Below are 24,591 nucleotides of genomic sequence, written 5' to 3'. Positions count from 1 at the left end.
ATAACAAATACCTGTGATACTTGCAAAGTGTGATATCATAAATCTCATGAAATACTTCGCCTTAACACTCAGTGCCATTGTTTTTATTTATACGGCCTCAATTGAGAATAGACTTAATGCGCAAACTATTTCCGATTCAATTATTACTGACCCAAGTATTTCTCGTCGTTGCGACTCACTAATGAACCAAAGACAAGAAAAAGTTGAACACCGTCAAAGACTGCTTTTTCTCTTAGATCGAAACAAGAATCTTCTAAAGACGACACCTGATAATAAAAAGTCGATTTCCTCAAAGCTAAGAGACAATCAATACCGCGTCATCCAAGAATTAAAGATTACGAACTTGAAAGTTATTAAGCTCGAAGAACAAATTGTTCGCCGTGGATGTCCAGGATTGACTCTCTAGCGAGCAAGTGTTGCCATCTCATATCACGCAAGTCATAATTTTAGCAGACGCACAAAATTAGCAATTAGCTAAATGAGAGGGACTTCACTTATGACTAAAACAATAGGCTTTGTTTGCGCCTACCTATTTCTATCAAGCTTTTCTTATGCATTAGAACAATCTCCTGAAATCTTTATCCAAGAGGCCAGTGAAGATAAAGTTGATGAAAATGCTTATCGTCCACTCGATATTGGAACAGTAATCGAGCAAGGAATGAGAAGCTACCAAGACAATGTTATCCGTCGCAAAAATATTGAGATTCTAAAAAATAGATTAAAGGATACAAAAGAAGAGTTCTGGACGCCTAATCCAAAAATTAACTTGCAACTAAACCCACAGCGAATTGGAACACTTAAGAGTGGAAATAATGACTTAACTCGCCTACCTCGTACAGCGAGCGGAAGTGTTGGACTGGAGCTTGGAGAATATACGCTTTTCAATTGGGGTAAGGACTACCTTAATTATAAGAATGAAAAAGAATCACTTGAGCGTCAAATTGACCGCGACAAAGAAACGCTTCGTGAGTTTAAACAGGAACTCGTTCGTGAATATGTAAGACTGATTCACGCTAAAGACTTGAAGATCATTGCTCGCCAATACCTTCAACGCGCTACTCTTGTTTATCGTATGAACCGAGAAAAAGTATTACAGAAGAAAATTACAAAACACGAGTACTACCAATCTCGCTCAGAGTACTTAAGAGCTCAAGAAGCCTATACTGACGCTAAGACAAATGAAAATATCGCTTCAGAAGATATGGCCAAACGTTTAAATGATCCTCCAGGAACACTTTATTTCATCAAAGACGATTATCAATACGAAAAGTCGACTTATAGCAGAGACAATGCCATCGCTACGGCCAGAAAAGTTTCACCATTTATTCTTGATAAGAAAGTCGAAAGAAATATTAAAAACCGCGAGTATGAAATTGCAGTAAGAGACAATCTTCCTCTTCCAAAAATTACAGTAAATTTTGGAACTTATTCTCAAATTTTTGACGGCAGCTCTGTAACAAATGACTACTACACGACATCAGTTGGTAATTCAAATATTGATCTTGTGGCCAGCTTAAACGCAAGTTGGACAATCTTTGGGGACGGTGGACTTTTTAATCGTAGAAAACTTGCAAATGCAAGACTAGAAAAAGAAAAGGCCATGTATGATTTAAGTCTTACAAGAAGAAAGGTTGAAGAGGCCATTGTTAATATCTTCAACTTTTTAAACTCTGCAGTTGAGCATCTAAATATTATTAAATCCCGTAATGACTCGTTAAAAAAGAGAATGGAGACAGCTCTTTATCAATATACAAATCGTAAGACACGTTATCTTGAGTACCAATTAGCGATGCAGGACTACTTTGACTCACTAACGAGAGAGTCGATTATTAAATTTCAATACCTGGCCAAGAGAGTTGAACTGGCCCAAATTGTAGGTCTAGAAAATCTTCCTGACCAAGCCTTTGATAAGGCCATTATTAAGGGAGGAGGACAATAATGAAAAAATTAAGTTTTATCTCTACTCTACTTTTATTAACACTAGCCTCAACTAGTTTTGCACAAGACTTAACAAGTTTTGAAGATATCAATATCACTGATGAAGATTATGGCTATGAACTTTCACGCTATAATATCAAAGATGATAATTTCTCACTTGAATTTAATTATGGTGGAATTACAAACTTAAGTGAATTTGCTTCGACAAATACAATCAGTGGTACAATTACATTTTACAGCGAAAGGTATTCACTAAATCTCTACGGCGCTCTTAATACACTTGATGTTGCGAGTGTAACACAATTTGATAACCTTGATGCAAGCCTAAGTGTTTACTCAGTCGGAGCAGGGCTAAGTAGACGCTCAATCCTAATCAACGACTTCATCAATATTAAGTCTATTTACGATGAAATTCAGGCACATCTTACTTATAATATAAGTGACTCAGAGGCTTTCGGTACTGAATTATCAGGGATTGGCTTTAATGCAAGCTATGGCCTAATTTATCGAGCAAGTAGTGGCCTACACTTCTCTGCACGATTTATTTATAACCTAATGGCATTAGAAAGCTCAGATGAAACAATTACGACTGAAGCATCAGCGAGTTGGGTAAGTGCTCAGCTTGGAGTTGGATTTATATTTTAATTAACTGGAAGACTTATGATTGAAAGATACGAAAAGAAAGAGATTAGTGAAATTTGGAGCGAGCAATTTAAATTTGAAAAATTTCTTGAAGTCGAAATTGCACTGACAAAGGCCCTTGAGAATGCCGGAATTATAAAAGAAGCATTTTCGAATAAGTTAAATCTTGTGACTGTTAATCCTGAGCGAATCAAGGAGATCGAACGTGAAACAAGACATGATGTTATTGCCTTTTGTACTTCAATTACTGAGCAACTAGAGACTAATGAAGGAAAGTATTTTCACTTTGGAGTCACTTCATCCGACATCATTGATACAGCTCTAACACTTCAAATAAAAGAAACACTCAATCGTATTCTACCAGCTTTTGAAATGCTTATTAAAACACTTGATGAAAAATCAAATGAGCATATGGAAACAATCTGCATTGGGCGCTCTCACGGTATCTTTGCAGAGCCAATGAGTTTTGGCCAAAAACTGAGAGGACATCTTTGTGAGTTCAAAAGACGCTACAGTGATCTCAAAGATTTTTATGACAACGAACTGACTGGCCAAATCTCAGGTGCAGTTGGAAATTACACTATTTTAACTCCGGCAATTGAAGCTGAAGTTTTAAACTTTCTTGGACTAAAAGTTGAACCTGTTTCAACGCAAGTCATTCCTCGCGATCGCATTGCAAAGCTAACGACAATTATCTCACTATTTGGCTGCGCCTTAGAAAGACTATGTGTCGAGATTCGCCATCTTCAACACTCTGATGTTGCAGAAGTTTTTGAAGGCTTTAAAAAAGGTCAAAAAGGTTCATCGACAATGCCACATAAAAAGAACCCCATCTCAAGTGAGAACCTTACAGGAATGGCAAGAATGCTTAGAACATATAACCAAGTAGCAATGGATAACTGCCTGCTTTGGCATGAAAGAGATATCAGCCACTCAAGTGCTGAAAGGTTCTTTCTACCTGATATGTTTGGAATCCTACTCTACTCAATTGAGCGTATGAATAGCACTGTAGAAGATCTCGTCATTGATAAAGAAGCAATGAAATCTAAAGTTACTCAAAACTTTAAACACCTTTCTAGCTTCGTTTTACATAAATTAATTGAAGTTTCTAATAATACAAGAGAAGACCTATACCGCGTAGTTCAAAAGGCTTCATTTGAAGCAAGTGATCGCCAGTCTTTTTTTACGATTTTAGAAAACAATCTTCCAGATAGTGACGACAAGAAGCTTATTGGGCAACTAAAAGATCTCAATGATCTCGAAATCTATAGTGCCCATACAAAAAGTGTTTTTTCTCGAAGCTAAAACTAAACAGTAAATTCAGTAAATGGATGCGGAAGAAGTTCTTTAAATAGAACTTTTTTCGTAATTCCTTTTAGATTTCCTAGATAAACAGGAAAGTCTGCCTTTACAAATTCAGACATGACTTGAAGGCAAAAAGCACAAGGAACTGCTGGCTCTTCTTGGTCTGTCACAACTACGATAAATTCGAAATCCTTCTTACCAAATTGTGCAACACTTGATAGAACACTTCCCCTTTCCGCACAAATTGTTCCACCGTAGCTAGCATTTTCAACATTACAACCTGGGATTGGATCATCAATACCGTTTAGTTTTAAGGCCGAACCTACTTGAAATTTTGAATACGGGGCATGTGCATTTGAGCGCGCTTTAATTGCAATGTCATATGCCTGCTTAACTTTGTCTGATACATCAATTTTATTTTCCATAGAGATCATTATAAATGAAATCACATCGAAGTCTATTTGAAAAAAACCGGCCTCCTTTTAATAAAATTGAAGAGTAGAGGCCGGACAAAACCTGGAGGAGTTTTGATGAGGCTTAAAAACTTAAGCTTATATTTCCAAGAACATCTCGTTGATTAATCAGCCCATGTCCTTTCTCTAGTGTTTCAGTAGAGATCTCACCTAAGTCCATTGCAACAAGAGGCTTAAGCGCCCCAGCTTCAACTAAATGAGTCACTTCTCTTAAGTAATTTCCGTATTCTTCATGATCAACTATTCCGCTTGAAGAAACTAAAACAAACTCTTGCTCAACTTCTGGTAAAGCGCTCACAAAATCGTTAGGTAAAAATTCATCTCGAGTCGAAAAAAGAGATACCATACGAGTTTTCTTACTTACTATTGCCCTTAGCCTACGAATGTATTGATTCGGAGAGCTAGCACAAAGAATATAGTCAACTTTATCAATTCCCATTCGCTTTAATTGTGTAGCAATTGGAAGGGAGCTATTAATGGTCAAGTCTGCTCCCATCTTCTTTGAAAACTCCTTCGTTTCCATATCATCAGCAGTCGTAATAATTGTTAAATTCGTTATTTTGCTGGCCAGTTGCGTGGCCATGGCACCAATACTATTGCCTCCATCGATAATTAAAATTGTTTGCCCACGACTACGTTCGGGATCAACTTGTAATTTATCAAATAGACTATCAAAGGCCATAATTGATGCTAAAGGAAGCGTTGCCGCTTGTGCAAAGCTTAGATTACTTGGCTTATGTGAAACAAGTCTCTCATCCACAATTTGAAATTCTGAATTAGTACCACTTCTTTTCATATCACTAGTGTAATAAACTTCATCACCAACTTTAAAATCTTGAACGCCTTCACCAACTTCTGCCACAATACCTGAAGCATCAAAGCCCAATGTCTTTCCCATATGTGTTGGTCTCATTTCATTATCATATGAACCAAGTGAGACAGACTTAACCTCAATGAGGAGATCTCGTCCCTTTGCTTTTGGACAGTCCACCTCTATTTGAGAGAAGCTCATTGGATTGATTTCGTTCACAATAAAAGTTTTCATAAATAAGTCTCCATGTAGTAGTTGTGTGATAACCACATGCCTATTATGGAATTTTGTAGCTTAAAGTTTGTGGAGAATTGGTCAATTCGCCGTGAATAATAATTTTTATTGTGATTTTAACGAAAAGATAATTTGATTTAATGAACAAAACCTTTAAATGTTGCGTCAAATACTATAGTATTTAGCCTTACACTTAAATAGGAAGAGAGACATGTCAGCTGATAAAATCAAGCATAGTGAAGATGTGAGTGCTTCGCTTAAAAATCGTTTTATCGATTTAACAATCAAGAAACCAGAGAACTTAAAAAATGATTTTCTTTCAGGACTAACAGTTGCTTTAGCACTTGTTCCTGAGGCCATCGCATTTGCTTTCGTAGCAGGTGTTCATCCAAAGGTTGGTCTTTATGCGGCCTTTATGATGGGACTTATCACAGCAATTTTTGGCGGACGTCCAGGAATGATTTCTGGTGCGACAGGTGCCGTTGCAGTTATTTTTGCTCCCCTTGTTTATAAAGTAATGGAAATGAGCAAAGATAGTGGAATGACTTTTGATGCGGCAATGGAAAATGCATTAAGCTATCTTTTTGCGGCCGTAATTATAATGGGACTAATCCAAATTATTTTTGGATTACTAAAACTTGGAAAATTTATTCGTCTCGTTCCTCATCCAGTAATGCTTGGATTTGTTAATGGTCTTGCTATCATTATCTTCCGTGCTCAATTTTCTCAATTTACGGTTGGTGGAGAACTTCTTGCTTCAACTCAACTTCTGGTAATGTGTGGATTGATCGCTTTAACAATGGGGATCAGTGTTTTCCTACCAAAACTAACAAAGGCCGTACCGGCAACACTCGTTGGTATCGTCGCGTCTACTGTTATTGGCTACTTCTTAAATGAAGCAAATCCAGGCCTTGTTAGAACTGTACTTGATTTTGTTCAAGACCAAGATAAGACAATCACAACAATTGCAGCAGGTCTTCCAACATTTAAAATTCCATACGTTGAATTAACAATGGATAATCTAAAGCTAATTCTTCCATATGCATTCCTTGCAGCAGCAGTTGGTCTAATTGAATCACTAATGACACTACAATTAGTTGATGAACTTACAGATACTAGAGGTCAAGGTAACCGTGAATCAGTTGGTCAAGGTCTTGCCAACTTAGTAAACGGATTCTTTGGTGGAATGGGTGGTTGTGCCATGATCGGTCAATCAATGATTAATATCCGTGGTGGAGGTCGAGGTCGCTTCTCAGGTATCACGGCGGCAATCTTACTACTAGGATTTGTACTTTTTGGTGCACCTTTGATTGAGATGATTCCTCTTGGAGCACTTGTTGGTGTAATGTTTATGGTTGTTATTGGAACATTTGAATGGTCAAGCTTACGTCTATTTAAGAAAGTTCCACTTTCAGACTTCTTAGTTATTATTCTTGTTTCTGTCGTGACAATCTTAGCGGACCTAGCTGTTGCAGTACTAGTTGGTATTATTGTTTCTGCTCTTGTATTTGCTTGGGAGCACGGAAAGACAATGCATGCAAAGAAAAGAGATGAAGACGACAAGACAATCTATGAATTAGATGGCCCACTATTTTTTGGTTCAGTAACATCATTTAAAGATCTTTTTGATTTTAAAGATGACAAAGAGCATGTGTATATTGATTTTGACAACTCACGTGTTTGGGATCACTCTGGTATTGAGGCCCTACAGAATATTACTGAGCGCTACGCACAGCAAGGTAAGAAGCTACACCTTCTTAATTTAAGTAAAGACTGTCTTATTCTATTGGATAAGGCATCAAATATAGTTGAATTATCTGTTATTGAGGATTTAAATACTCATATCGCAGATGATAGACTTGATGGGTAATTGATTTTTCTGTACAAAGAAAGTCTTTTCCTAAACAATTATTAGAGACACTAATTAAAGGATTAAATTATGAGTGAAGAAAAAGGATTAAAAAAACCAGTAAAACTAAAATCAGACTTAGCAGCAATGCTTGGTGAGACAGAACTGCCAAGAACTGAAATCACTAAAAGACTGTGGGATTATATTAAAGAAAAAGGTCTTCAAACTAAGACTGAAAATGGAAAGCCAGAGAACGCAGGTAAGTTCATCGTAGCTGATGCAACTCTTCTTTCAATCTTTAAGCACACACACTCGACTTCAAAGTCTGGTAAAGTAACTGACCTTCGTAATATGAAGGAAGGTGAAACGATCAACATGATGCAAATGGCAGCTGTTGTTGGTGCAAATATCGAAAAATAATTTTCATAAAATTGCATAAAAAAAGGGCCTACTTAGTAGGCCCTTTTATATGGATATCAAGTCCAAGTTCTTTTTGAATTCTTTTAAAATATTTTTCTTCACTTGGTGAGATATAAGAGATAGCAATACCTCTTCTTCCCCCACGTCCAGTGCGCCCAATACGGTGAGTGTAATTTTCAACTTGTTGTGGAAGACTAAAGTTTAATACATATCCTACGCCATCGATATCAAGCCCTCTTGCCGCAATATCTGTAGCAACAAGAACATGCATATTACCTTTTTGAAATTCTTTTAAGTTATAGATTCTCTGGCGCTGGTCTCGATCACCATGAATGGCACATGCTTTTATTTGATTTGCTTTTAAATGCCTCTCAAGCTTATTGGCATCTGACTTTGTTTTTACAAAGACAATGATACTTTTTACTTGGCGATCTTTTAAAAACTTTAATAGGAAGTCAGCTTTTCTTTCTTCTTCGACGAGATAGGCCATCTGACGAATCCCCTCATGCCTTGCTTTAACAGGTGCAATTTCAATTTTATGAGGATTCTGTAAAAGTTTATTTGCAATAGCTTCTACTTCTTTGGCCATCGTAGCAGAAAAGAAAAGGCACTGCTTACTTTCAGGAAGTCTCTTTAATACAAATTCAAGATCATCCTTAAAGCCCATATCTAACATACGATCTGCTTCATCAAGAACTAAGTGCGTTACTTCATCTAAAAAGATTTTTTCATCTCTTATAAGATCAACTAAGCGTCCTGGAGTTGCAACGAGGATCTGAATCCCCTTCGCAAGCTTTTGAACTTGTAACTTTTTTGCACTTCCACCATAAACAGCAAGAGTTGAAAGAGCTAGGCCCTTACCATACTCCTTAAAACTTTCTTCGACCTGCATCGCTAGTTCGCGAGTTGGTGCAATAATAAGTGATCTAATATGAAATGGTTTAAGTTTTGACTTACTCTTTGAGATTAAATCAAGAATAGGCGTCGAAAATGCGGCAGTCTTCCCACTTCCAGTCTGAGAGATCGCAAGAAGATCCTTGCCTTCTAATACAGCTGGGATTCCTTCAGCTTGAATCTGAGTTGGTTTTGTATAGCCCTTCTTTAAAAGAGCTTCTTCAATAGTTTGGGATAGCCCCAATTGCGTAAATTCTGCCATTCGTCATTTTTAGCAGAGTTTATAGGGGCCAGTCAATGTGTATTCCATTATACTAAGAATATGGAAGTTGCATTTAATAAAGAACATCTCTTAAAATTCGTCCAGACCACGATGCCATTTGGAAAGTACAGGGGACGACTTCTTATTGATCTTCCTGATGAGTACCTCGTGTGGTTTTCGCAAAAGGGCTTCCCACAAGGAGAGCTCGGCAGACTCCTAGAAGAGCTTGCCGAGATCAAATTAAATGGACTTGAATTTCTATTCAAAGACCTTCGTTAGAAACAATCCTCACCAACTCTATTTGGCATTTGATGACTTAGAGTGTGTGTAAACTTAAATCCACGAATATTTGCGTTAATATTTTCTTGAAGAGACACACGACATTGACCTTGCGCATCTTTAGAAAAGAACTTTGTCAGAGTTATTTCAAAATCAATATCTTCGACGCCAGGGTTGTTGCCAATAACATCTTCAAGGTGTTGTGTATCGTACGTGAACATACATGGTCCATCTTCACCTACGTTACGGTGATTCATAATCGTCTCACCAGCAAGCTCCGGAACAATAATTTTAACAAAGAAAGTTTCACCATAACCAAGGCTCGTCCACTTAAGTTTGGCCGTACTAATATCAACTGGTAGTGTAACAGTACGCTTTGATAAAACTTTTTGATTAGCAAATGTCATTAATGAAAATAATAAGACAAATAGGACCTTCATTTCTCCTCCTCGATTCCATTTGATGAAGAGATAATGGCCTTCCTATTAAGATAAATAAAATAACAATTACAAACTACTGTGATAAGTAATATTTATTATAAAGCATGGTACTCCAAAATGCGAGACCGATGACATTGAGAATAATTATTTGTGTGATACGAAAGAATTTTAATTTTTCTTTGTGCTTAATTCCTAATCCGAATTTATAAAGAGATAAAAGATTCAGAACGACAGGAACAAATATCATACCAAAGATAGCAAGTCTTAATGAGTCGTGCATATAATCCACTTCTTTTTGTGACTTACTTTCTTCAAGGTTTAAAACTTCGATGCCGTTTTTCTCTAAGATATACTTAGCATCGATATAATATAATTCTTCAACAGAAATCAAATACTCTTGGGCAGCTGCAGAGTTTAAGTAAATATGCTGATTCAAGTGGCCACTAGAAGAATGTACTTTGATACCAGCGCTCTCTAACATTTCCCTTACATGCTTTGCATCTTCTAAGATTAATGTCGTATAAATTTGCTTAAGCTTCATTTTAATTTGCAATTAATTTTCTAATTGCCTCCACACAATTTGTCTTACGTGAAAACTGCTTTCCACCATAGAAGTTAGGATCAAGTGTCGCACGATTAATCTCACCTTGTTTGGCCGATTCCACGCGAAGCTCTTGAAACTCTAAAGCTTCGGGATAAATCGGCCCAGTATACGCCTTTCCTTCCGAAGCTATTGCAGAGTTCTTCCCTCTTGGCCTAACAGCTTTTTCCCAACCATCAAAAACAGGATTATTCACAAGCTGATCTTTAAGTGGACGATAAAACCTCATATTTGTGTACTGCTCTACATTTGCAAGACCTTCACCAATAATTGGACGATATTCTCGCATTTCAAGTCCTAAGTCATCTGTCATTTTCTTAAGATCTTCAATAAGCCTTGCTGGATTCTTAAGATATTCTTCATGACTTACATTTTGTAACTCCCCTGAAATCTCATCTGTTGTATTTAAGGCCTTATTTAAGATGGCCCTGAATAACTTCATTTGTAGAGCACTCTCATAAGCATCACGAGGAGCATTCATTAAACGAACCTCGGCCTTTCTGATTTTCGGATTAACTCTAAAAGCAGGACGCCATGGAACTTTTGGATTAGATATATCGAAATCATCACTAATAAATTTCTCAGGGATAACATCTTGGAAATATGCCGAAACATCTAAGTGAGTGTAACGGGCCTTACGTCCAACACGTTTATTAAAATAGCCTTCATTATAAAGTGCTTTTTTTAGTTCAGTTTCTGTCCCATTCCAATTAGCAAGTTTTTGTGCAAACTCATCTGAGATAGCAACTGGCTCCGCACTCTTAACACGATTTAAATCTTGAAACATAAATGCAATCACAGAGCGATACTCATTGAAGACAGCAAGAAATCTTGCAAACTCGTGAGGCTTACCATCAAAGACTGTTAAATCAATATTTAAGTGACCACCACCGGCCTTAATATATGGAAGTGCATTATTCTTTTGAAAAGTATCAAATACCGCCTGCATCTCATCCATATTTGGTTCAAATTTAGGTGTGACAACTTCAATAGATCCAGCTCGAACCGAGTCAATAATGACATCACCTGCTGGAGTATAATTTCGGCCAATACCATCCCACTCAACTCTCCATGATCGATCTTTAGAGTCACGGATTTTAAAAGCAATATCAAGACCGTGGCCATGCCCATCTTCATACAGTCTTTCAACTTCCCCTTCTCCACCTAAACGATCACGAAGATCAGTTGCAAGTTTTTCAAGGTATGCTTCTTTTTCATCAGGTGACATATCCACACGAGTTTGAAGCCATGACATTTTACCGTCCATAAGCCTTTGGCGATTATAACCGCCATCTTCATTTTCAATCATAGCAAAATCACCCTGATACTTAAGGGGAAATTTTGCAGAATACTCAATACCAAGATCAACTTTATTTACGTCTATTGGCATATTCGTACCTGGTTTGAATTTATGAAAGTTTTCTGTGTCAGAAAAACTTCTCTGCGGCATCATGTACTTTCTGATGTCTTCTGTGATATTTGAAGAAGCAACCCATTCTCTTTGTAAAGAGATGATGGCCTTTTTCAAGTTCTCTCGATTAGTATGTCTTAAGCTTCCAACATCAATGAGATAATCCCTTGTTAAATATTTAAGAATCGTCTTCTTAGTTTTCCCAAGAATCGGACATTCATTATACCAATTCCAAAGGACGACATTATAGCCTTCAAGGGATGCTTGATTAAGTTTATCGGCGGCCCTCTTCGCTTGTTCCATTGTTAGACCAAAGCGATGCTTTAAATCGGAAGCTTCTGCATAATGTATCGTCTCTTCATCAATGAGAGTCCAAGAGCGAATCTTTTCAATTCCAGAAAAGTCATTACGAGAAAAACGTGAAGCAAGTGAGGCTTGAATAAAACGTGCGACTCTTGCATTCTTTGTTCCAGAGCGAAATTCAATTGAAATCGAATCATTTACAAAACGACCTTCATAATCAACTCTTAAAGGTCCTCTATTGGTTTCTTCTCCATCGATAATTCCATTTGATATTTCCCAATCATCAAGAATTTCTTTATAGTCTGCCGTTTCGATTCCTGAGCGCCCGGCAATCCCCTCAAGAACAATAAGGGCCTGAGCGACTTTAGTAAGTTCTGCAGCTTTTTGACGATTAAATTTTTTCCCAACTGGAACGACCATACGTTGATGTCCAGGGGCCTGAAACAACTCTCCATTTCTTCCCATTGTCTTTTTAAACCACGCAATCATCTCTTGGAATTCACCATATGATTTTTGAGGTTTAAATAGAATTTCCCAACCAACCGAAGTTGGCTCGATATCATCTATATATTTTTGAAAAATACCGATATTTGGAACCATACGGTAGTAAGGTTTCAATTCTGTTTCGATATGTGGAAACTCACCTTTAAAGAATTGCCTTCTCGTTAGAGGCGAAAGATAACTAAATGGACTATTATTTGTTTTACTTCCCCACTCATTCCACATTTCCTCAAGTTCATCCAAAGACGCTTCTTCTGGATTAAAACCATTCAGAAAGGAAATATCCATGGCCTTACTTCGCCCTTTTTCATCGAAGAGCTCTTGTGCAGGATCGTAGCGAGTTCCATTTTCATCTACCCATACACGACTTGATTGTCCTGGGGTATTATTCATCCACTTTGTGAAGAATTCTTTTAAAAATTTGCGACGCTTCGACTCTTCAGTTGGAAGAATATCCAAAAATGCCCTAACATCTGGACCTAGAATTCTAGTTACATACGAAGAGGAGCCTTCTTTCTCCGCCCCCCATGTAATAGAGCGTCGGCCAGAGCCTTTGACACCTATTGCTTTAGCATTATAGCCAACAGATGCTTCCATCATCTCTCCCCAAATCTCATAAGCGCTACTTTGTGTTGAAGCGGGTGTTCGCCAATCAATTTCAGGTAGATTATTTTTTACAAAATAGACCTGAGGAAAAACACCTAATAGAAGTGAAAAGATTAAGATAAAAGAAGGGTTCTTAATAAACTTCATGAACGTCCTTAATAAAGATTAATTATTCATTCACTTTTCGGAAATTCAACGCCCATACTTGACCAAAACACTATTTTAAAAATAATTCCAATAACTTAGAAGCTTGCCTAAGTCTAATGAGATACATATAATCGCGCCCATGAAAAATAAAAAACCACTAAATTACTGGCGTATCAGTTTTAAACTAGTCTTACTTGTTCTAAGTATTTACATCTGGTTTGCGCTCTACCAAGGAATGACTGGTAAGTAATGAAGGCCGCAGTCATTGGAATACTTTCACTAAATATCTTAGCGGCCATCCCAAGTCCCGGATTTTGTCTTGCGGACTATGCTACGAAGAAGTATATCCAAAATGATTTTTCGGCTCCCTATCCAAAGGAAGTCATTTTTAGTTGTCAGTATGATTGTCGCGATATGGAAAGTGAATCCATTGAAAAGATCACTGGTATTTCAAAGGTAAGTGTCTCAAATATTTCTGATGATGCTTTAAAAGTTGTTTGCCAGGGTGTTATTGTAAAAAAATCAAAATGGGGATACGACTACGATCGCACACTTGAGTTCTATGCTCATCAAACAAATATAAAAGAAGTAAAGAGCTGGGCAAATCACACTATTCCAACAGAGAATAAATATACGACAAAGCTTCTCACTGATTTCAAAAATCATCTTAATAAAGTCTATCCTAGCTATAAGATCGCAGGAGAATCGAAAACTGAAGTAGCAAAAGAATTTGCACAAGCAGCTTATATTTTAGAAGAGATGGCAAAGCAATTACCTGAGAATAGAAATCTATTTGATGAATATCGACTATTGCTTGAGCAAAGAAATGGAGAAACGGGAAGTGAGCTAACGGCCAACAAGTTAGTCATGGACCAAATACTCTTTGGAGCAAGTTGGTCCATGAATATAAAAAATTAATCGCGTCGATTTAATTTTGAAAGAAGTCTTAATACTTCAATATATAGCCACACAAGAGTAACCATTAAAGAGAAGCCCGCATACCACTCAAGATATTTTGGTGCTCCCTGATCAACACTTTTTTCAATAAAGTCGAAATCTAGAATTAAACTAAATGCAGCAACACCTACTACAATAAGGCTAAATCCAATTCCCACTGGGCCATTTCCGTGAATCATTGGGATCGTTGTTCCAAAGAAAGACATAATGAAACTTACGAGATAAACACCCATGATTGCAAACATCGCCGTCATGATTACCTTTCTAAACATCCCTGTTGCTCTTACAAGGCCCCAACGATAAAGAAAGAATAAAGTAATGAAGGCAGAAAAAGTAATCGTTACAGCATTAAAGACAATCCCTTGAAATTGAAATTCATAGATTGCAGAAATTGACCCAAGAAGAAGGCCTTCACATAGAGCATAAACAGGAGCTGTAAACATGGCCAACTTTGGTTTAAAGATCGTAATAAGAGCGAAAATAAAACCGCCAATACCACCAATCAGCGGATACATACCCATTTGTGGTTGCATTGAATTCTCCAGAGTACCTAGAGTTACATTCCATGTATAAATAAATGTCATAAGCATTAGAGCAAAGAGAATCATCCCTTTATTAAATACTCCAGAAAAAGACATTCTTTCATCTGATAAAGTTCCCGCCTTAAAGACGTCATTTCTTAGTGTCGGGTTTGTCGACCTCATAATTCCTCTTTTGTTATAATTTAAATTTATTATATCAAAAGCACAGAGGTTTGGTCTAAGAAAACAGAGTCTTTTTAAATAACAGAGAGAATTGTGTACCGTGATTGTCAGGTGATACTGCTTTTGTTTTTGAGTGCACAGAAATACTACCATGACTAAGTTCGACAAAGGTCTTAACTATGGACATTCCAAATCCTGTTCCTTTTTCTCCACTTGTTCCAATTTTAGAAGGAATTGCATTATTTTCAAATAATACTTCTAATAACTCTTCCTCAATTCCTACACCCTTATCAATTAGATTAACTTGAACTCCATCACTTCTTTCAGTAACGGATATTTCAATTTCTTGGCCTGTTTCTGAAAATTTAATCGCATTTGATAATAGATTGCCAAAAATTTGATATTTTAATGCTGTGGAATTCCCCATGAAGTAAACATTCTGGTTTGCATTATAATCATACTTTAAGGTGATATTCTTATCATGTAATTTTGATTCAAAAACTCGATAGAGATATTCAATGATATGATTCAGATATACTTTCTCAAATTTTAACTCAACCTTACCTTGCTTAATTGATTGTAGATCACGAATCTGAGTTAAAATATTGCTTATTCCCGAAGTACATGAATTAATACGAGTTAAGCACTTTTGAATATCAGCATCATCATTAGTGGCCAATAACTTACTAAGCCTTTTAGCAGAGAGATTAACAACAGTAAGAGGGTTACTGATATCATGTCCTACTAATGTTAAGAGAGTATCAATCTGTTCCTTTTTTTCAACAATCGCTTGGTAGAAGCGATCTCGATCAATCATGTAAACAAACATAAAAAGAGAGTTCAAAAGAATAAAGCCAATCATGATCAGAACTTGACCTAAAACTTCTCCTGTTTCATTCAAGTAACTATGTAGAACAACACCATTTAGGTGCAAGATGAATAAATAAGTTGCGGCCAGAATAGATAAAATAAACCATAAGAGTAAATCTCTCCTGGTTCCAATCAAACCTGCAATCATAGGTAAAACTGCAAACCAGATAGGAGAAACACTAAAAAATCCTCCCGTTAAAATCGACCAAGAGAACTCATGAATAAAGCCTGCTAAAATTGTAATATTAAGAGCTAGTGATAAAGAACCAAAAAAGTAATAAAAAACGGGACTAAAAAAATGTATTAAACATGTTCCGATTCCAATTTGATAAAGAAGAGGGTTGTCACAAAAGAAGTATGAAATAACCAAATGCCCCCACATCAAGGGCGCAGTTAAGAAAACTGTATAAATATACAGGCTCAATTGTGAAAGATCTCTTACAGATAGATCAGGCTCCCTAAGGGCCAAGAATCTAATGATCTTATTAATAGGGTTTACTGGATTCATAACCATTTATTAATACCACGAACACAAGTTTTGTTTAGATAATTAAGATATTAATAGTAGATAAGCGCTTAAAAATAAAGATAAATTTAAGCGCTCAGTGCTATTTGTAATTTTCCTTAAAAAAGCTGTGCAACAAAAAATATTGCCAACGATCTATGGCAAGTTAGAATTGAATACTTGCTGATATTTTCTTTAATGGCATGTACTCTATCCCCTCTATTTTTAAAGATTTATCCAAATTTTTAAGCTCCTTCTTGAAGTTTTCAGCAATTTTTCTTTGCCTTGGATCTTTAAACTTATAGCGAGCATTAATTAGCTTTGTCACAGTAGTCGGTGAAAAGAATAGATTATCGGCCATTGAGTATTTCATCTGATCGATAGCATTGACCAGCTTTGATCTCTTGATCATCTTTGTATCTTTTGTCGGTGCTGCTTGTCTTAGTCGCAGTGGAACTTTTCTTTTATCAAGGATTCCGTAATTATAGTGATCCGTAGCGTGTGCAACAGTAACGGTAAAAAGATAAGTCGTGACCGCTCGAACTAATTTATCATCTTCGAAAATTTCTTTACTCGAAGGAAATTCATTTACATGCTGATTACAGTAATCGGCCCACTTACTAATCCAAAAGTCATCGGTACTCACATCAGCTAAAATATCTCTTACGAAATTATAAAATACTTCGTAGTAGCGTTTTAAGTAAATGCCATACTTACCCTCTACACTTGGCGATTTTAGTGAATAAGAAAATGGCGGGTATGAAAGATTACCTTTAATACCTTTATATCCTTCAACTAGTAAATCTCTTAAACCTTCAGGTCCTCCTGGGTAAGGAGCATAAGTCATCCACCACTTTTCTTGTAGAAGTGAACTCTTATAATTCAAGACTGCATTCTCTAGAGGAAGAGTAAATCTGAAGTGTGGAGATAATAATCTAAAAAGAATATGATCTTTTGGAAGAGATGTTTTTGAGATGGCGTTAATTGAATCAAAAGGAAAATGTAAAAGAGGATGAACAACAAGGGTTGCACATAGAGCACCACCTTGAAGAACAAAGTATTTCGCCAACTCCCAAGCATCACAAGGATTGGAAATATCAAATACTGTCTCTGTCTTTTGAACGTAAATTGCTTGAACTTTGAAACGTTTCCCTTCTTTGTAAAGAAGTGTTTTTGTAGCGCTCACATGAATACCTTCTAAAGGCTTAACAACACGAACTGCATCAAGGTCAACGATAAACCAGTTCTTTTCGTCTTTATTATAATCACTAAAACACTTCCAATCTTCATCATCCAATTTATCTGTTAGAAATTTACTCATCATGGAATAGTTTAGAAGATCTTCGAATTCTTTATTTGTTACTTCTTTAAGGCCAGGAAAGATTAGACCCTTTATAAAGTAGTATGGAGAGAGAGCTAGAGTGGCCACATAACGAGAGCCAATAAACAGCCACCAATCAAGAGTTTCTCTAAGTGGTACATGAATAACCGCAGGAGACTCTCCCCAAGGGTGTACAGGAGAAGGTTGAGGCCATGGCCCCTTTCTCTCATACATGAAATCCTTTTGAGAATAGAGGTGTTTTGGAGAAGTTGCACTGTTGATCTGAGAGCGGATTTTATCCTTAACTCGACTTGAGAACTTACCTTGATTTTTCATTTTGCCTTCCTAGCTTAAAAAAATATTATTCGATTTCAATACCAAAAGGACTCAAAAGGTTGAGGACTTCAGGCATTGAAAACTTACAGTTTTTTAAATTTGTATTTGCAATATCGATATAAAAATTTCGTGCATTAAGAAATTTAGAGCCTTTTAAATTGGCCCTTGAGAAATTAGTTCCCTGAAGATCGCTTTCAGAGAAATCACTCCCCTCAAATGTCCCTTGAGAAAAGTCTGTCTCTCTAAGAGATGAGCAAGTAAATTGCGCCCCATGAATTGTACAGTCCTGAAAAGATGCATAATCTAGAATACAATTTTTAAACTTAAGTTCGAAAAGAGTATTACAGTCTGCGAAGTTTAAACCAATACATTTAGAATCATTGAATGTAACATCACGAAATGTGGCTCCTAGCAACTTCAAGTTACTTAAGTTTGAACCTTTGAAAGAACATTCGATGAACTTGGCCCCAGATATATCTATCTCACTTATATCAAGGCCGTTGAACTCACAGCAGATAAATTCACTACCCTTGAAATCACTAACCTCGCTAATATTATCAGTATCAAAAACTTCATCTTCAAAATATGGCATGAGAGCATTTTAAACTAAATTTATTAACGAGGCTATTTTAAATTTTATGAGTAAATAGGTACAGGTTTGCGATCATCATTAATAGCAACAAGAGTGAAACTCCCCTTTACTGCTTCAACTTGTCCCTCTTCGTACATACCTTCAAGCATTAGTCTTACTTCAACAACAAGACTGCTATTGCCAACCTTCGTAATCTCTCCTACAAGCTCGGCAAAATGCCCACCTGGAATAGGCATATTGAAGTCAACTCGGTCACTTGAGACAGTTACAAATTTCTTGCGGCCAAATCGAGTTGCAGTGATAAAGGCTACCTCATCCATCCACTTAAGCGTGTTACCACCAAATAATGTATCGTAGTGATTAGTACTATTAGGGAAGACGGCCCTAACTACCGTAGTTTTCGCGCGTGCAATAGCTTCGCTTAATTGCGCTTCATTCATAGATTCCTCCTCGGGATTAAAATTTTGCTAGCTTGGGATCGGACTTTACCGTTGCGGGACAGTGTTGGAATTACACCAACTTCACCTCCTAGCGCTAACTATCCTAAATTTCGATAAACTTAAAGGCAATAAGAATTACAATTAAGCTGGCTAATTAATGTGGCCGTGGTATTGAGAATCAACAATAATTAATTAAGGACACATATTATGAAGAAATTACTATCAATTGCGGCCTTATTTCTTAGCTTCAATGCTGCCGCAGTTCAAACTACAGCAAGGCCATTTAGCTTTGATCTATATGCACCTACTAATGAGCTAAATTTTAAAGTTACTCTTGAGCAATGGTGCCGCTATGAAATTCCAGTTTGGGGAGATAGCGCGAAATTTGAAACAAAACATAAATCAACTGCTCTAGTTGAAAAGAAGTCTAATCAATCAAGTGGGTTAACTCGCTATACTTTTTCACTAAAACAAGCTCAAAGCTTAGATATGACTGGTTTTTTTAAGTACGGCAAAGAGTGTACAAGTGGAATTAAAATTCTGGTTCAAAGTGCAAAGTATGCGCTTGGTTGGGCAAATCAATATGGCCGTCCAATTGAGTTTAGCTTCTTAGATGAAATGTATGCTTATAAAGAATATGACACAGTATTTGAGCCAAGTGATGATAAGAATATTAAGCTATTTGAAGGTAATGAGATCTCGTTCGTATACGATTCGCTACCAAAGGCCAATCAGGTAAATGTAACGATTTTATCAAATGGTAAGAAAATACCGAGCGCTTTTACTAAAGGTGTTCTAAAAAATCCAGAAACTGGCTTACCTTACAAGTTAAAGAAATAAAAAAGGCCTCTTAAAGAGGCCTTTTATTTTTTAGTATCCTAATTTATCGTAAACAACTTCTTCTTGTTCAGTCACACAATCAGTAACTGCAAAGTAAAAATCTTGATTAAGTCTTGGCCAACCATTACGAGATACTTCAATCATTTGATCGTACTTTGTATATCCCTTGATTTCACATGTTGCTGCATATTCTGTTGCTGTGTAAGAATCATCATTTCCCCAAACTTCATCAAGAATAACAAAGTCTAAAACACAAGAGTTAGTTTCTGCATTACACTTAAGAGTATCAAATCTAAAATTAAAATCACCTTCACACCAAGTATCACCACAGATATTATCAATCTCAGTAACAACTTTACTTTCTTCTTGCTTAGTTAGAGTGTTTGCAAAAACAGACGATGCAAAAAATGCTAGAATTATAATTTTTTTCATGAGTAATCTCCCAAATAATGATTTTTCGGGAATATAGGCTGAGCAGAAGTGTATGTAAATCCGATTAATAATATTTACACAATACAATAATTAGATAGATTAAAAGAGCTCTTCGATCATCTCGATTCCTCTAGCAAGCTTGGCCGAGGCATCTGAATCCCTTTCATTTCGATCTGCAATATCTCTTAAATCTTGCGATTTTATCTTCTTAGAGAGCTTAAACTTTGCTGAGAAGGCTTTTTTATCAACATAAGCAGTAATTATAGCTGTAGCGTATGCTTTATTCACTTCAGCAATGAAGTTATTAACTGGTCGATAATTATTCGCTTCTTTAACTAGCTTCTTAATTCGGCCACTATCTTGAGACACTTTAAGACCTCGATCTTTCATTTGCTTCATAAACTCTTGCATTACACCAGCACCACGTGTGGCCAGCCCAAGAAAGATAGAATCAATATTTTTTTGATTCACAGGAATTCGACTAATATTCTTATAAATAAAGAGTTCTGCACTTACTAATCCCGTTTCACTTGATAGCGTTGCCATATCTCTTAAATAGTTTGGATCAATCTCATTTTTTGGATCATAACCCCCAAGACAGATATTACAGGCCGCTACTTTTGCAGATTTCTTATCAGAGAAACAACAAACTTCACAACCATAACTCACATCAATTCCATGGCCATGTCGATATCCTAAATTATGTAGAAGCTCATGAAATACAATTCCTTCAAGCTCATCTCTAGGTGGACCATTTTTAATTGAGTTTAAAAACCCTGACTTCATTTTTGGATTAAGTGAGACATATGGGCCATCCACCCCTAAGTTTTTCAATTTGTTGTTACCAACAGATGCGTTAGCAATTGTTCCTTGCCAAGAATAATCATTTTGATGACATATAACTGATGTCGGCTTTACTTTACCACTTAATTGAATATTTAAGAGATTGATAATATTGGCGATCTCAGCTTTTGCTCCAGTCTCTTTATTATTTGTTCCAAGCTCTGACAGACAACTCATTCCTTTATCAAGAGAGTTTCTCATAAGAGTTTCAAAATTATCATCACCAAAGTTTTCTAAACAGCTCTTATGTATTTGTACTCCGGGTGTAAATTCATAAAAACCATTATTAAGCTTTAGTAGAATTGGATCAAAATCAGAAATCAAATCATCAAGCGAGTTGATGGATTTTAAAAAGCTCTCATATGAGCACGTATTTATCGCTTCGCTATGCTGAATATTTTGAATTCTTTTTTCAATAACCAAAAGACGCTTATCGTTTTCAATACGGTAAAGTTTATAAATCGATTCTTTCTCGAGTTTCTCAATGATTTCAATTCGATCAAATTTTAAATCGAAGTTATTATCAGATTCAATCGTCGTTAGATTTCCAACAACTTTCATCTGATAATCAAATTTTCCATCGTAATTACGATCATTCAGATGCTCAACAAGTCGCTGACTTTGGTAGCGAAAAATATTATCAATCTTTCCATCTTTATTATCATCAAACTCAAAGACTTGTTTTTCTTCGGCCTTGGCCAGAAGACTAAAGAAGGCCAAGATTATAATTGAAAGTATTTTAGAATGCGATTTCATCATGATATTTATTTATCGGAAGAATCATGAAAAAAATGACAAAAAAGGCCCACAATCGTGGGCCTTAAATATATGAAAATATATAGTCTAGATTACCAAGTATTGTAACAACGCTGACGACTTAACTTCTTTTGAGTTTGGTTATAGTAGATAGTACAGCTATGGTATTCATAGTGTAGCATTAACTTAACATGGTGATCCTCTTCCTCACCTACTGGCCAGAAATTAGGTGCATGACTAACCTCTAAATCCCATAGACGATCAGCTGTACAAAAAGCTTCTACAGAATCGTAATTTAAAAGATCAGCAGTGAATTGAATTGCTTCAACCTTAACAGCATCATTTTCAAATCTTAGACATTCATTTGATCCATTAATTGCGAATACTTGTGTGCTAATAAATAGCGCCACTAGCATCATAAGTGCGTTTTTCATAATTCCCCCTTATAAAAGTGAGGAAGTTTTACCTATCAAACAATAATATGACAAAACATATTGCGTTAATTAGGCCACTTTTGCGAGGAAAGTATTATCAAAAGTCTCGAAATCACCAATAATCTCGACAAGCTGAATATTTTTGAATTCAGGAAGCTCTATTGGATAGCCTCCACCAATAACGACTTCAATCTGACGCTCAAGTCTGTCGTCAATTTTTTGAAGATATGGAATAATACTCTTAAAGTAATCCCAGCTATCAGATGAAACAGCACCTAGGATGAGCCCCTTGCAGTTTAGGGCATTGATTGCTTCAGCAAGACACTCTGCTGGATTTGCGGCACCTAGATAGTAAGTTCCAACCCTTCTTGTTCGACATAGAATATCTGCAATCATAATTGAAAGCTCATGCAAATTTCCTTCCGGAGTTGCAAGAACATAACGTCCATTTAGATCATTATTAGGAAGACGTATCTGGCTCATTTGATCGCGTATAATCGTCGAAATAATATGTTCTTGAGTAACACTGTAACTTCCTTCAAAGACAAGTCTTCCAATTTTTTGCATAACTGGTAGAACTACTGAGAAGATAAAGTCTTGGGCACTAAGACTTAACCTTAGAAACTCTATTTCATTTCTCACACTTTCAATTTCGTATATAGCTAATGCTGAAAAGAGCTTATCAATTGATTGAGCAACCTTATCTTCTTCAGAGAGACTTGATTCACTAATAGCAATACTAAGTTCTTTAAGCTCGTCTAAAGACAGCCTCGCTACTTTGGAGATGGTTTGCCCAGACTTAATGAGTGAAGCAATCATCTTGGCGCGGGCCAAGTCTTCTGGGCCATACAAACGTTGACCGCCCTCATCGCGAATTGGGCTAAAAGCATTGTATCTCTTCTCCCACATGCGAATTGTGTGAGGCTGAACATTACAAATACCTGATATTATTCGAATTGCTACATTTTGCTTCATTTTTAACCTCAATATCTTACAATTAGGTGTTTAACTGTTGTATATTATATTATATATACAAGACCTATACAAGGAGTAATTGATGGGAATTATAATTACTGGTGCAACAGGGCTTATCGGCCGTGAATTAATTCATGAATTGGCCATTCATGGCCATGAAGATATTCGAGTACTGAGTCGAAATCCTGAGAAGGCACAGGCTTCTTTTAATATTCCAATCAAATGCTTTTACTGGGATCCACAAAAAGGTGAAGTCGATAAAGACGCATTTAATTCTGTAGATACTATCATTCATCTTGCTGGTGAAAATATTGGTGCAAGAAGATGGTCTAAAAAACAGAAAGAAGAAATCGTAAACTCTCGAGTGTTATCAACTCGACTACTCGTCAACACTATAAACGAAAATAAAACTTCGATTAAAAAATTTATTAGCGCAAGTGCGATAGGAATCTATGGCAATCGAAGTGGAGATCAAGTCTTAGATGAGCAAGCAGGCTTTGGAAGTGACTTTCTCGCTAAGACTTGTATTGCATGGGAAAAAGAAACAGAGAGACTCACTAATAAGGATATCTTGGTTAATCATGTAAGAACAGGGATAGTGCTCGCAAGCAATGGCGGTGCTCTTGAAAAGATGCTCATCCCATTTAAACTAGGAGTCGCAGGAAAGCTTGGTAGTGGGAAACAGATGATGAGCTGGATTCATCTCGCAGATATGGTGGCAATCTATCGCTTTCTTGTTGAAAATGACTTCGAAGAAAGTGCATTTAATGCGGTTGCTCCAAAAGCCTATTCAAATTCTAATTTTACAAGAGTAATGGGAAAAGTTTTAAAACGACCAACAATCCTTCCTGCTCCAGGTTTTGCTTTAAAGATAGCACTTGGAGAAATGTCGACATTAGTGTTAGACGGACAAAACGTTTACCCAAAGAATCTCTTAGATAAAGGCTATTCATTCAAATTTGAAAATCTGGAAGATGCGCTACAAAATCTGGTGGGTTTAGAAAAAGAATTTAAACAAGTTCAATGGGTAGAAAGGCCACTAGATGAGGTTTTCGGCTTCTTTAGTGACGAGAAAAATCTTGAAACAATAACGCCAGATTCTTTAAGTTTTAAAGTCCTAGGAAAAAGTACTCCACAAATAGAAGCAGGAACAATTATTGATTATCAACTAAGTCTTTATGGCCTGCCATTTAAGTGGAAAACAGAAATATCAAGTTATGATCAAAATAATGAATTTACTGATACTCAGTTAAAAGGCCCTTATAAAAAATGGGTTCATACCCATGGATTTAAGGTATACGCAAACGGTACTTTAATGACAGATAATGTTTCCTACATGGTTCCCATGGGACAACTAGGTAGTATGGTCGCAGGTGCCTTTGTCAAAAAAGATATTAATAAAATTTTTAACTATCGTAGCCAAAAATTATACAAAATTTTTGGTGAGACTAATAACCATGCTGAATAAAA

25 protein-coding genes and 1 riboswitch are annotated in these 24,591 nt (G+C 36.4%); of the genes, 10 read left to right on the top strand and 15 right to left on the bottom strand.

The annotated features are described in order from the left end of the window. Positions 1-46: 46 nt before the first annotated feature. From C0Z22_RS02275 to purB, 4 genes are all read left to right on the top strand, one after another. The gene (locus C0Z22_RS02275) at positions 47-406 is read left to right on the top strand and encodes a hypothetical protein (RefSeq protein WP_103216711.1); all 360 of its coding nucleotides are present in this window, start codon (positions 47-49) and stop codon (positions 404-406) included. A gap of 90 nt (positions 407-496) precedes the next feature. Further along, positions 497-1,939, top strand: coding sequence for a TolC family protein (locus C0Z22_RS02270; protein WP_158246774.1), 1,443 nt, complete (start codon positions 497-499; stop codon positions 1,937-1,939). Continuing rightward, positions 1,939-2,583, top strand: coding sequence for a hypothetical protein (locus C0Z22_RS02265; protein WP_103216709.1), 645 nt, complete (start codon positions 1,939-1,941; stop codon positions 2,581-2,583). Before C0Z22_RS02270 ends, C0Z22_RS02265 begins: the two co-directional genes overlap by 1 nt. A 15-nt stretch (positions 2,584-2,598) precedes the next feature. Further along, positions 2,599-3,885, top strand: coding sequence for an adenylosuccinate lyase (gene purB, locus C0Z22_RS02260; RefSeq protein WP_103216708.1), 1,287 nt, complete (start codon positions 2,599-2,601; stop codon positions 3,883-3,885). A gap of 2 nt (positions 3,886-3,887) precedes the next feature. On the opposite strand, the gene cdd is transcribed toward purB, so the two are convergent. Together cdd and C0Z22_RS02250 are read right to left on the bottom strand one after the other, a co-directional pair. Further along, on the bottom strand, positions 3,888-4,310 hold the full coding sequence (cdd, locus tag C0Z22_RS02255) for a cytidine deaminase (RefSeq protein WP_103216946.1): 423 nt from the start codon (positions 4,308-4,310) through the stop codon (positions 3,888-3,890). Positions 4,311-4,422: 112 nt separating this feature from the next. Beyond that, complete coding sequence (locus C0Z22_RS02250) at positions 4,423-5,403, bottom strand: alcohol dehydrogenase catalytic domain-containing protein (protein ID WP_103216707.1); 981 nt, start codon at positions 5,401-5,403, stop codon at positions 4,423-4,425. 211 nt (positions 5,404-5,614) lie between these two features. Between C0Z22_RS02250 and C0Z22_RS02245 the strand changes: the two genes are divergently transcribed. Further along, complete coding sequence (locus C0Z22_RS02245) at positions 5,615-7,273, top strand: SulP family inorganic anion transporter (protein WP_103216706.1); 1,659 nt, start codon at positions 5,615-5,617, stop codon at positions 7,271-7,273. 69 nt (positions 7,274-7,342) lie between these two features. Continuing rightward, positions 7,343-7,672: an SWIB/MDM2 domain-containing protein gene (locus C0Z22_RS02240; RefSeq protein ID WP_103216705.1), complete on the top strand. Its 330-nt coding sequence runs from the start codon at positions 7,343-7,345 to the stop codon at positions 7,670-7,672. A 28-nt stretch (positions 7,673-7,700) separates the two neighbouring features. Here the strand turns inward: C0Z22_RS02240 and C0Z22_RS02235 are convergent, their stop codons facing one another. Beyond that, the gene (locus C0Z22_RS02235) at positions 7,701-8,828 is read right to left on the bottom strand and encodes a DEAD/DEAH box helicase (RefSeq protein WP_103216704.1); all 1,128 of its coding nucleotides are present in this window, start codon (positions 8,826-8,828) and stop codon (positions 7,701-7,703) included. A gap of 60 nt (positions 8,829-8,888) precedes the next feature. Here C0Z22_RS02235 and C0Z22_RS02230 point away from each other — a divergent pair, with 60 nt between their 5' ends. Further along, a complete protein-coding gene (locus C0Z22_RS02230) occupies positions 8,889-9,107 on the top strand; it encodes a DUF3820 family protein (protein WP_103216703.1) in 219 nt (72 codons plus the stop codon). Here the strand turns inward: C0Z22_RS02230 and C0Z22_RS02225 are convergent. From C0Z22_RS02225 to C0Z22_RS02215, 3 genes are all read right to left on the bottom strand, one after another. Beyond that, positions 9,104-9,547, bottom strand: a complete 444-nt coding sequence (locus C0Z22_RS02225; RefSeq protein ID WP_103216702.1) for a hypothetical protein — start codon at positions 9,545-9,547, stop codon at positions 9,104-9,106. The genes C0Z22_RS02230 and C0Z22_RS02225 overlap by 4 nt on opposite strands. Before the next feature lie 73 nt (positions 9,548-9,620). Further along, a complete protein-coding gene (locus C0Z22_RS02220) occupies positions 9,621-10,100 on the bottom strand; it encodes a hypothetical protein (protein ID WP_146037758.1) in 480 nt (159 codons plus the stop codon). Then, positions 10,090-13,116 carry a hypothetical protein gene (locus C0Z22_RS02215; RefSeq protein ID WP_103216700.1) on the bottom strand — a complete coding sequence of 1,009 codons (3,027 nt, stop codon included), beginning with the start codon at positions 13,114-13,116 and terminating at the stop codon, positions 10,090-10,092. Before C0Z22_RS02215 ends, C0Z22_RS02220 begins: the two co-directional genes overlap by 11 nt. A gap of 249 nt (positions 13,117-13,365) precedes the next feature. Here C0Z22_RS02215 and C0Z22_RS02210 point away from each other — a divergent pair, with 249 nt between their 5' ends. After that, a complete protein-coding gene (locus tag C0Z22_RS02210; protein ID WP_103216699.1) occupies positions 13,366-14,034 on the top strand; it encodes a hypothetical protein in 669 nt (222 codons plus the stop codon). Here the strand turns inward: C0Z22_RS02210 and C0Z22_RS02205 are convergent. The 5 genes from C0Z22_RS02205 to C0Z22_RS02185 all read right to left on the bottom strand — a co-directional run bounded on the left by C0Z22_RS02205 (position 14,031) and on the right by C0Z22_RS02185 (position 18,841). Continuing rightward, on the bottom strand, positions 14,031-14,777 hold the full coding sequence (locus C0Z22_RS02205; protein WP_103216698.1) for a Bax inhibitor-1/YccA family protein: 747 nt from the start codon (positions 14,775-14,777) through the stop codon (positions 14,031-14,033). The two genes, C0Z22_RS02210 and C0Z22_RS02205, sit on opposite strands and share 4 nt — an antisense overlap. A 55-nt stretch (positions 14,778-14,832) precedes the next feature. Then, positions 14,833-16,155, bottom strand: a complete 1,323-nt coding sequence (locus C0Z22_RS02200; RefSeq protein ID WP_158246773.1) for a HAMP domain-containing sensor histidine kinase — start codon at positions 16,153-16,155, stop codon at positions 14,833-14,835. 163 nt (positions 16,156-16,318) lie between these two features. Continuing rightward, the gene (locus C0Z22_RS02195; protein ID WP_103216696.1) at positions 16,319-17,809 is read right to left on the bottom strand and encodes a hypothetical protein; all 1,491 of its coding nucleotides are present in this window, start codon (positions 17,807-17,809) and stop codon (positions 16,319-16,321) included. 25 nt (positions 17,810-17,834) lie between these two features. Beyond that, a complete protein-coding gene (locus C0Z22_RS02190) occupies positions 17,835-18,401 on the bottom strand; it encodes a pentapeptide repeat-containing protein (RefSeq protein WP_103216695.1) in 567 nt (188 codons plus the stop codon). Positions 18,402-18,445: 44 nt separating this feature from the next. Then, positions 18,446-18,841, bottom strand: coding sequence for an acyl-CoA thioesterase (locus C0Z22_RS02185; RefSeq protein ID WP_103216694.1), 396 nt, complete (start codon positions 18,839-18,841; stop codon positions 18,446-18,448). Between the two features lie 17 nt (positions 18,842-18,858). Beyond that, positions 18,859-18,963, bottom strand: a riboswitch (cobalamin riboswitch). A gap of 85 nt (positions 18,964-19,048) precedes the next feature. Here C0Z22_RS02185 and C0Z22_RS02180 point away from each other — a divergent pair. Then, positions 19,049-19,681, top strand: a complete 633-nt coding sequence (locus tag C0Z22_RS02180; RefSeq protein WP_103216693.1) for a hypothetical protein — start codon at positions 19,049-19,051, stop codon at positions 19,679-19,681. Positions 19,682-19,711: 30 nt separating this feature from the next. Here C0Z22_RS02180 and C0Z22_RS02175 read toward each other — a convergent pair whose 3' ends face one another. From C0Z22_RS02175 to C0Z22_RS02160, 4 genes are all read right to left on the bottom strand, one after another. After that, positions 19,712-20,113: a hypothetical protein gene (locus tag C0Z22_RS02175; RefSeq protein WP_103216692.1), complete on the bottom strand. Its 402-nt coding sequence runs from the start codon at positions 20,111-20,113 to the stop codon at positions 19,712-19,714. A 99-nt stretch (positions 20,114-20,212) separates the two neighbouring features. Further along, positions 20,213-21,715, bottom strand: coding sequence for a hypothetical protein (locus tag C0Z22_RS02170; RefSeq protein WP_146037757.1), 1,503 nt, complete (start codon positions 21,713-21,715; stop codon positions 20,213-20,215). An 89-nt stretch (positions 21,716-21,804) separates the two neighbouring features. Beyond that, positions 21,805-22,146, bottom strand: a complete 342-nt coding sequence (locus C0Z22_RS02165; protein WP_103216690.1) for a hypothetical protein — start codon at positions 22,144-22,146, stop codon at positions 21,805-21,807. Between the two features lie 69 nt (positions 22,147-22,215). Beyond that, positions 22,216-23,121, bottom strand: a complete 906-nt coding sequence (locus C0Z22_RS02160) for a MerR family transcriptional regulator (RefSeq protein ID WP_103216689.1) — start codon at positions 23,119-23,121, stop codon at positions 22,216-22,218. A gap of 82 nt (positions 23,122-23,203) precedes the next feature. Between C0Z22_RS02160 and C0Z22_RS02155 the strand changes: the two genes are divergently transcribed. After that, positions 23,204-24,589: a TIGR01777 family oxidoreductase gene (locus tag C0Z22_RS02155; RefSeq protein ID WP_103216688.1), complete on the top strand. Its 1,386-nt coding sequence runs from the start codon at positions 23,204-23,206 to the stop codon at positions 24,587-24,589. Positions 24,590-24,591: the final 2 nt, after the last annotated feature.

It is taken from the genome of Halobacteriovorax sp. DA5, assembly GCF_002903145.1.
Taxonomy (GTDB): Bacteria; Bdellovibrionota; Bacteriovoracia; order Bacteriovoracales; family Bacteriovoracaceae; genus Halobacteriovorax_A.
Note: the sequence above shows the minus strand (reverse complement) of the source record. Positions and strands in the feature narration are given on the sequence as shown.

Bases quoted from the DNA above. Each gene is read 5' to 3' on its own strand.
- C0Z22_RS02175 (WP_103216692.1), bottom strand. From the start codon at position 20,113: ATGAAAAAAATTATAATTCTAGCATTTTTTGCATCGTCTGTTTTTGCA.
- C0Z22_RS02210 (WP_103216699.1), top strand. From the start codon at position 13,366: ATGAAGGCCGCAGTCATTGGAATACTTTCACTAAATATCTTAGCGGCC.
- C0Z22_RS02270 (WP_158246774.1), top strand. From the start codon at position 497: ATGACTAAAACAATAGGCTTTGTTTGCGCCTACCTATTTCTATCAAGC.
- C0Z22_RS02160 (WP_103216689.1), bottom strand. From the start codon at position 23,121: ATGAAGCAAAATGTAGCAATTCGAATAATATCAGGTATTTGTAATGTT.
- C0Z22_RS02250 (WP_103216707.1), bottom strand. From the start codon at position 5,403: ATGAAAACTTTTATTGTGAACGAAATCAATCCAATGAGCTTCTCTCAA.
- C0Z22_RS02215 (WP_103216700.1), bottom strand. From the start codon at position 13,116: ATGAAGTTTATTAAGAACCCTTCTTTTATCTTAATCTTTTCACTTCTA.
- C0Z22_RS02230 (WP_103216703.1), top strand. From the start codon at position 8,889: ATGGAAGTTGCATTTAATAAAGAACATCTCTTAAAATTCGTCCAGACC.
- C0Z22_RS02170 (WP_146037757.1), bottom strand. From the start codon at position 21,715: ATGATGAAATCGCATTCTAAAATACTTTCAATTATAATCTTGGCCTTC.
- C0Z22_RS02180 (WP_103216693.1), top strand. From the start codon at position 19,049: ATGAAGAAATTACTATCAATTGCGGCCTTATTTCTTAGCTTCAATGCT.
- C0Z22_RS02240 (WP_103216705.1), top strand. From the start codon at position 7,343: ATGAGTGAAGAAAAAGGATTAAAAAAACCAGTAAAACTAAAATCAGAC.
- purB (WP_103216708.1), top strand. From the start codon at position 2,599: ATGATTGAAAGATACGAAAAGAAAGAGATTAGTGAAATTTGGAGCGAG.
- C0Z22_RS02205 (WP_103216698.1), bottom strand. From the start codon at position 14,777: ATGAGGTCGACAAACCCGACACTAAGAAATGACGTCTTTAAGGCGGGA.
- C0Z22_RS02165 (WP_103216690.1), bottom strand. From the start codon at position 22,146: ATGAAAAACGCACTTATGATGCTAGTGGCGCTATTTATTAGCACACAA.
- C0Z22_RS02225 (WP_103216702.1), bottom strand. From the start codon at position 9,547: ATGAAGGTCCTATTTGTCTTATTATTTTCATTAATGACATTTGCTAAT.
- C0Z22_RS02275 (WP_103216711.1), top strand. From the start codon at position 47: ATGAAATACTTCGCCTTAACACTCAGTGCCATTGTTTTTATTTATACG.
- cdd (WP_103216946.1), bottom strand. From the start codon at position 4,310: ATGGAAAATAAAATTGATGTATCAGACAAAGTTAAGCAGGCATATGAC.
- C0Z22_RS02155 (WP_103216688.1), top strand. From the start codon at position 23,204: ATGGGAATTATAATTACTGGTGCAACAGGGCTTATCGGCCGTGAATTA.
- C0Z22_RS02235 (WP_103216704.1), bottom strand. From the start codon at position 8,828: ATGGCAGAATTTACGCAATTGGGGCTATCCCAAACTATTGAAGAAGCT.
- C0Z22_RS02245 (WP_103216706.1), top strand. From the start codon at position 5,615: ATGTCAGCTGATAAAATCAAGCATAGTGAAGATGTGAGTGCTTCGCTT.
- C0Z22_RS02265 (WP_103216709.1), top strand. From the start codon at position 1,939: ATGAAAAAATTAAGTTTTATCTCTACTCTACTTTTATTAACACTAGCC.
- C0Z22_RS02185 (WP_103216694.1), bottom strand. From the start codon at position 18,841: ATGAATGAAGCGCAATTAAGCGAAGCTATTGCACGCGCGAAAACTACG.
- C0Z22_RS02190 (WP_103216695.1), bottom strand. From the start codon at position 18,401: ATGCCATATTTTGAAGATGAAGTTTTTGATACTGATAATATTAGCGAG.
- C0Z22_RS02195 (WP_103216696.1), bottom strand. From the start codon at position 17,809: ATGAAAAATCAAGGTAAGTTCTCAAGTCGAGTTAAGGATAAAATCCGC.
- C0Z22_RS02200 (WP_158246773.1), bottom strand. From the start codon at position 16,155: ATGAATCCAGTAAACCCTATTAATAAGATCATTAGATTCTTGGCCCTT.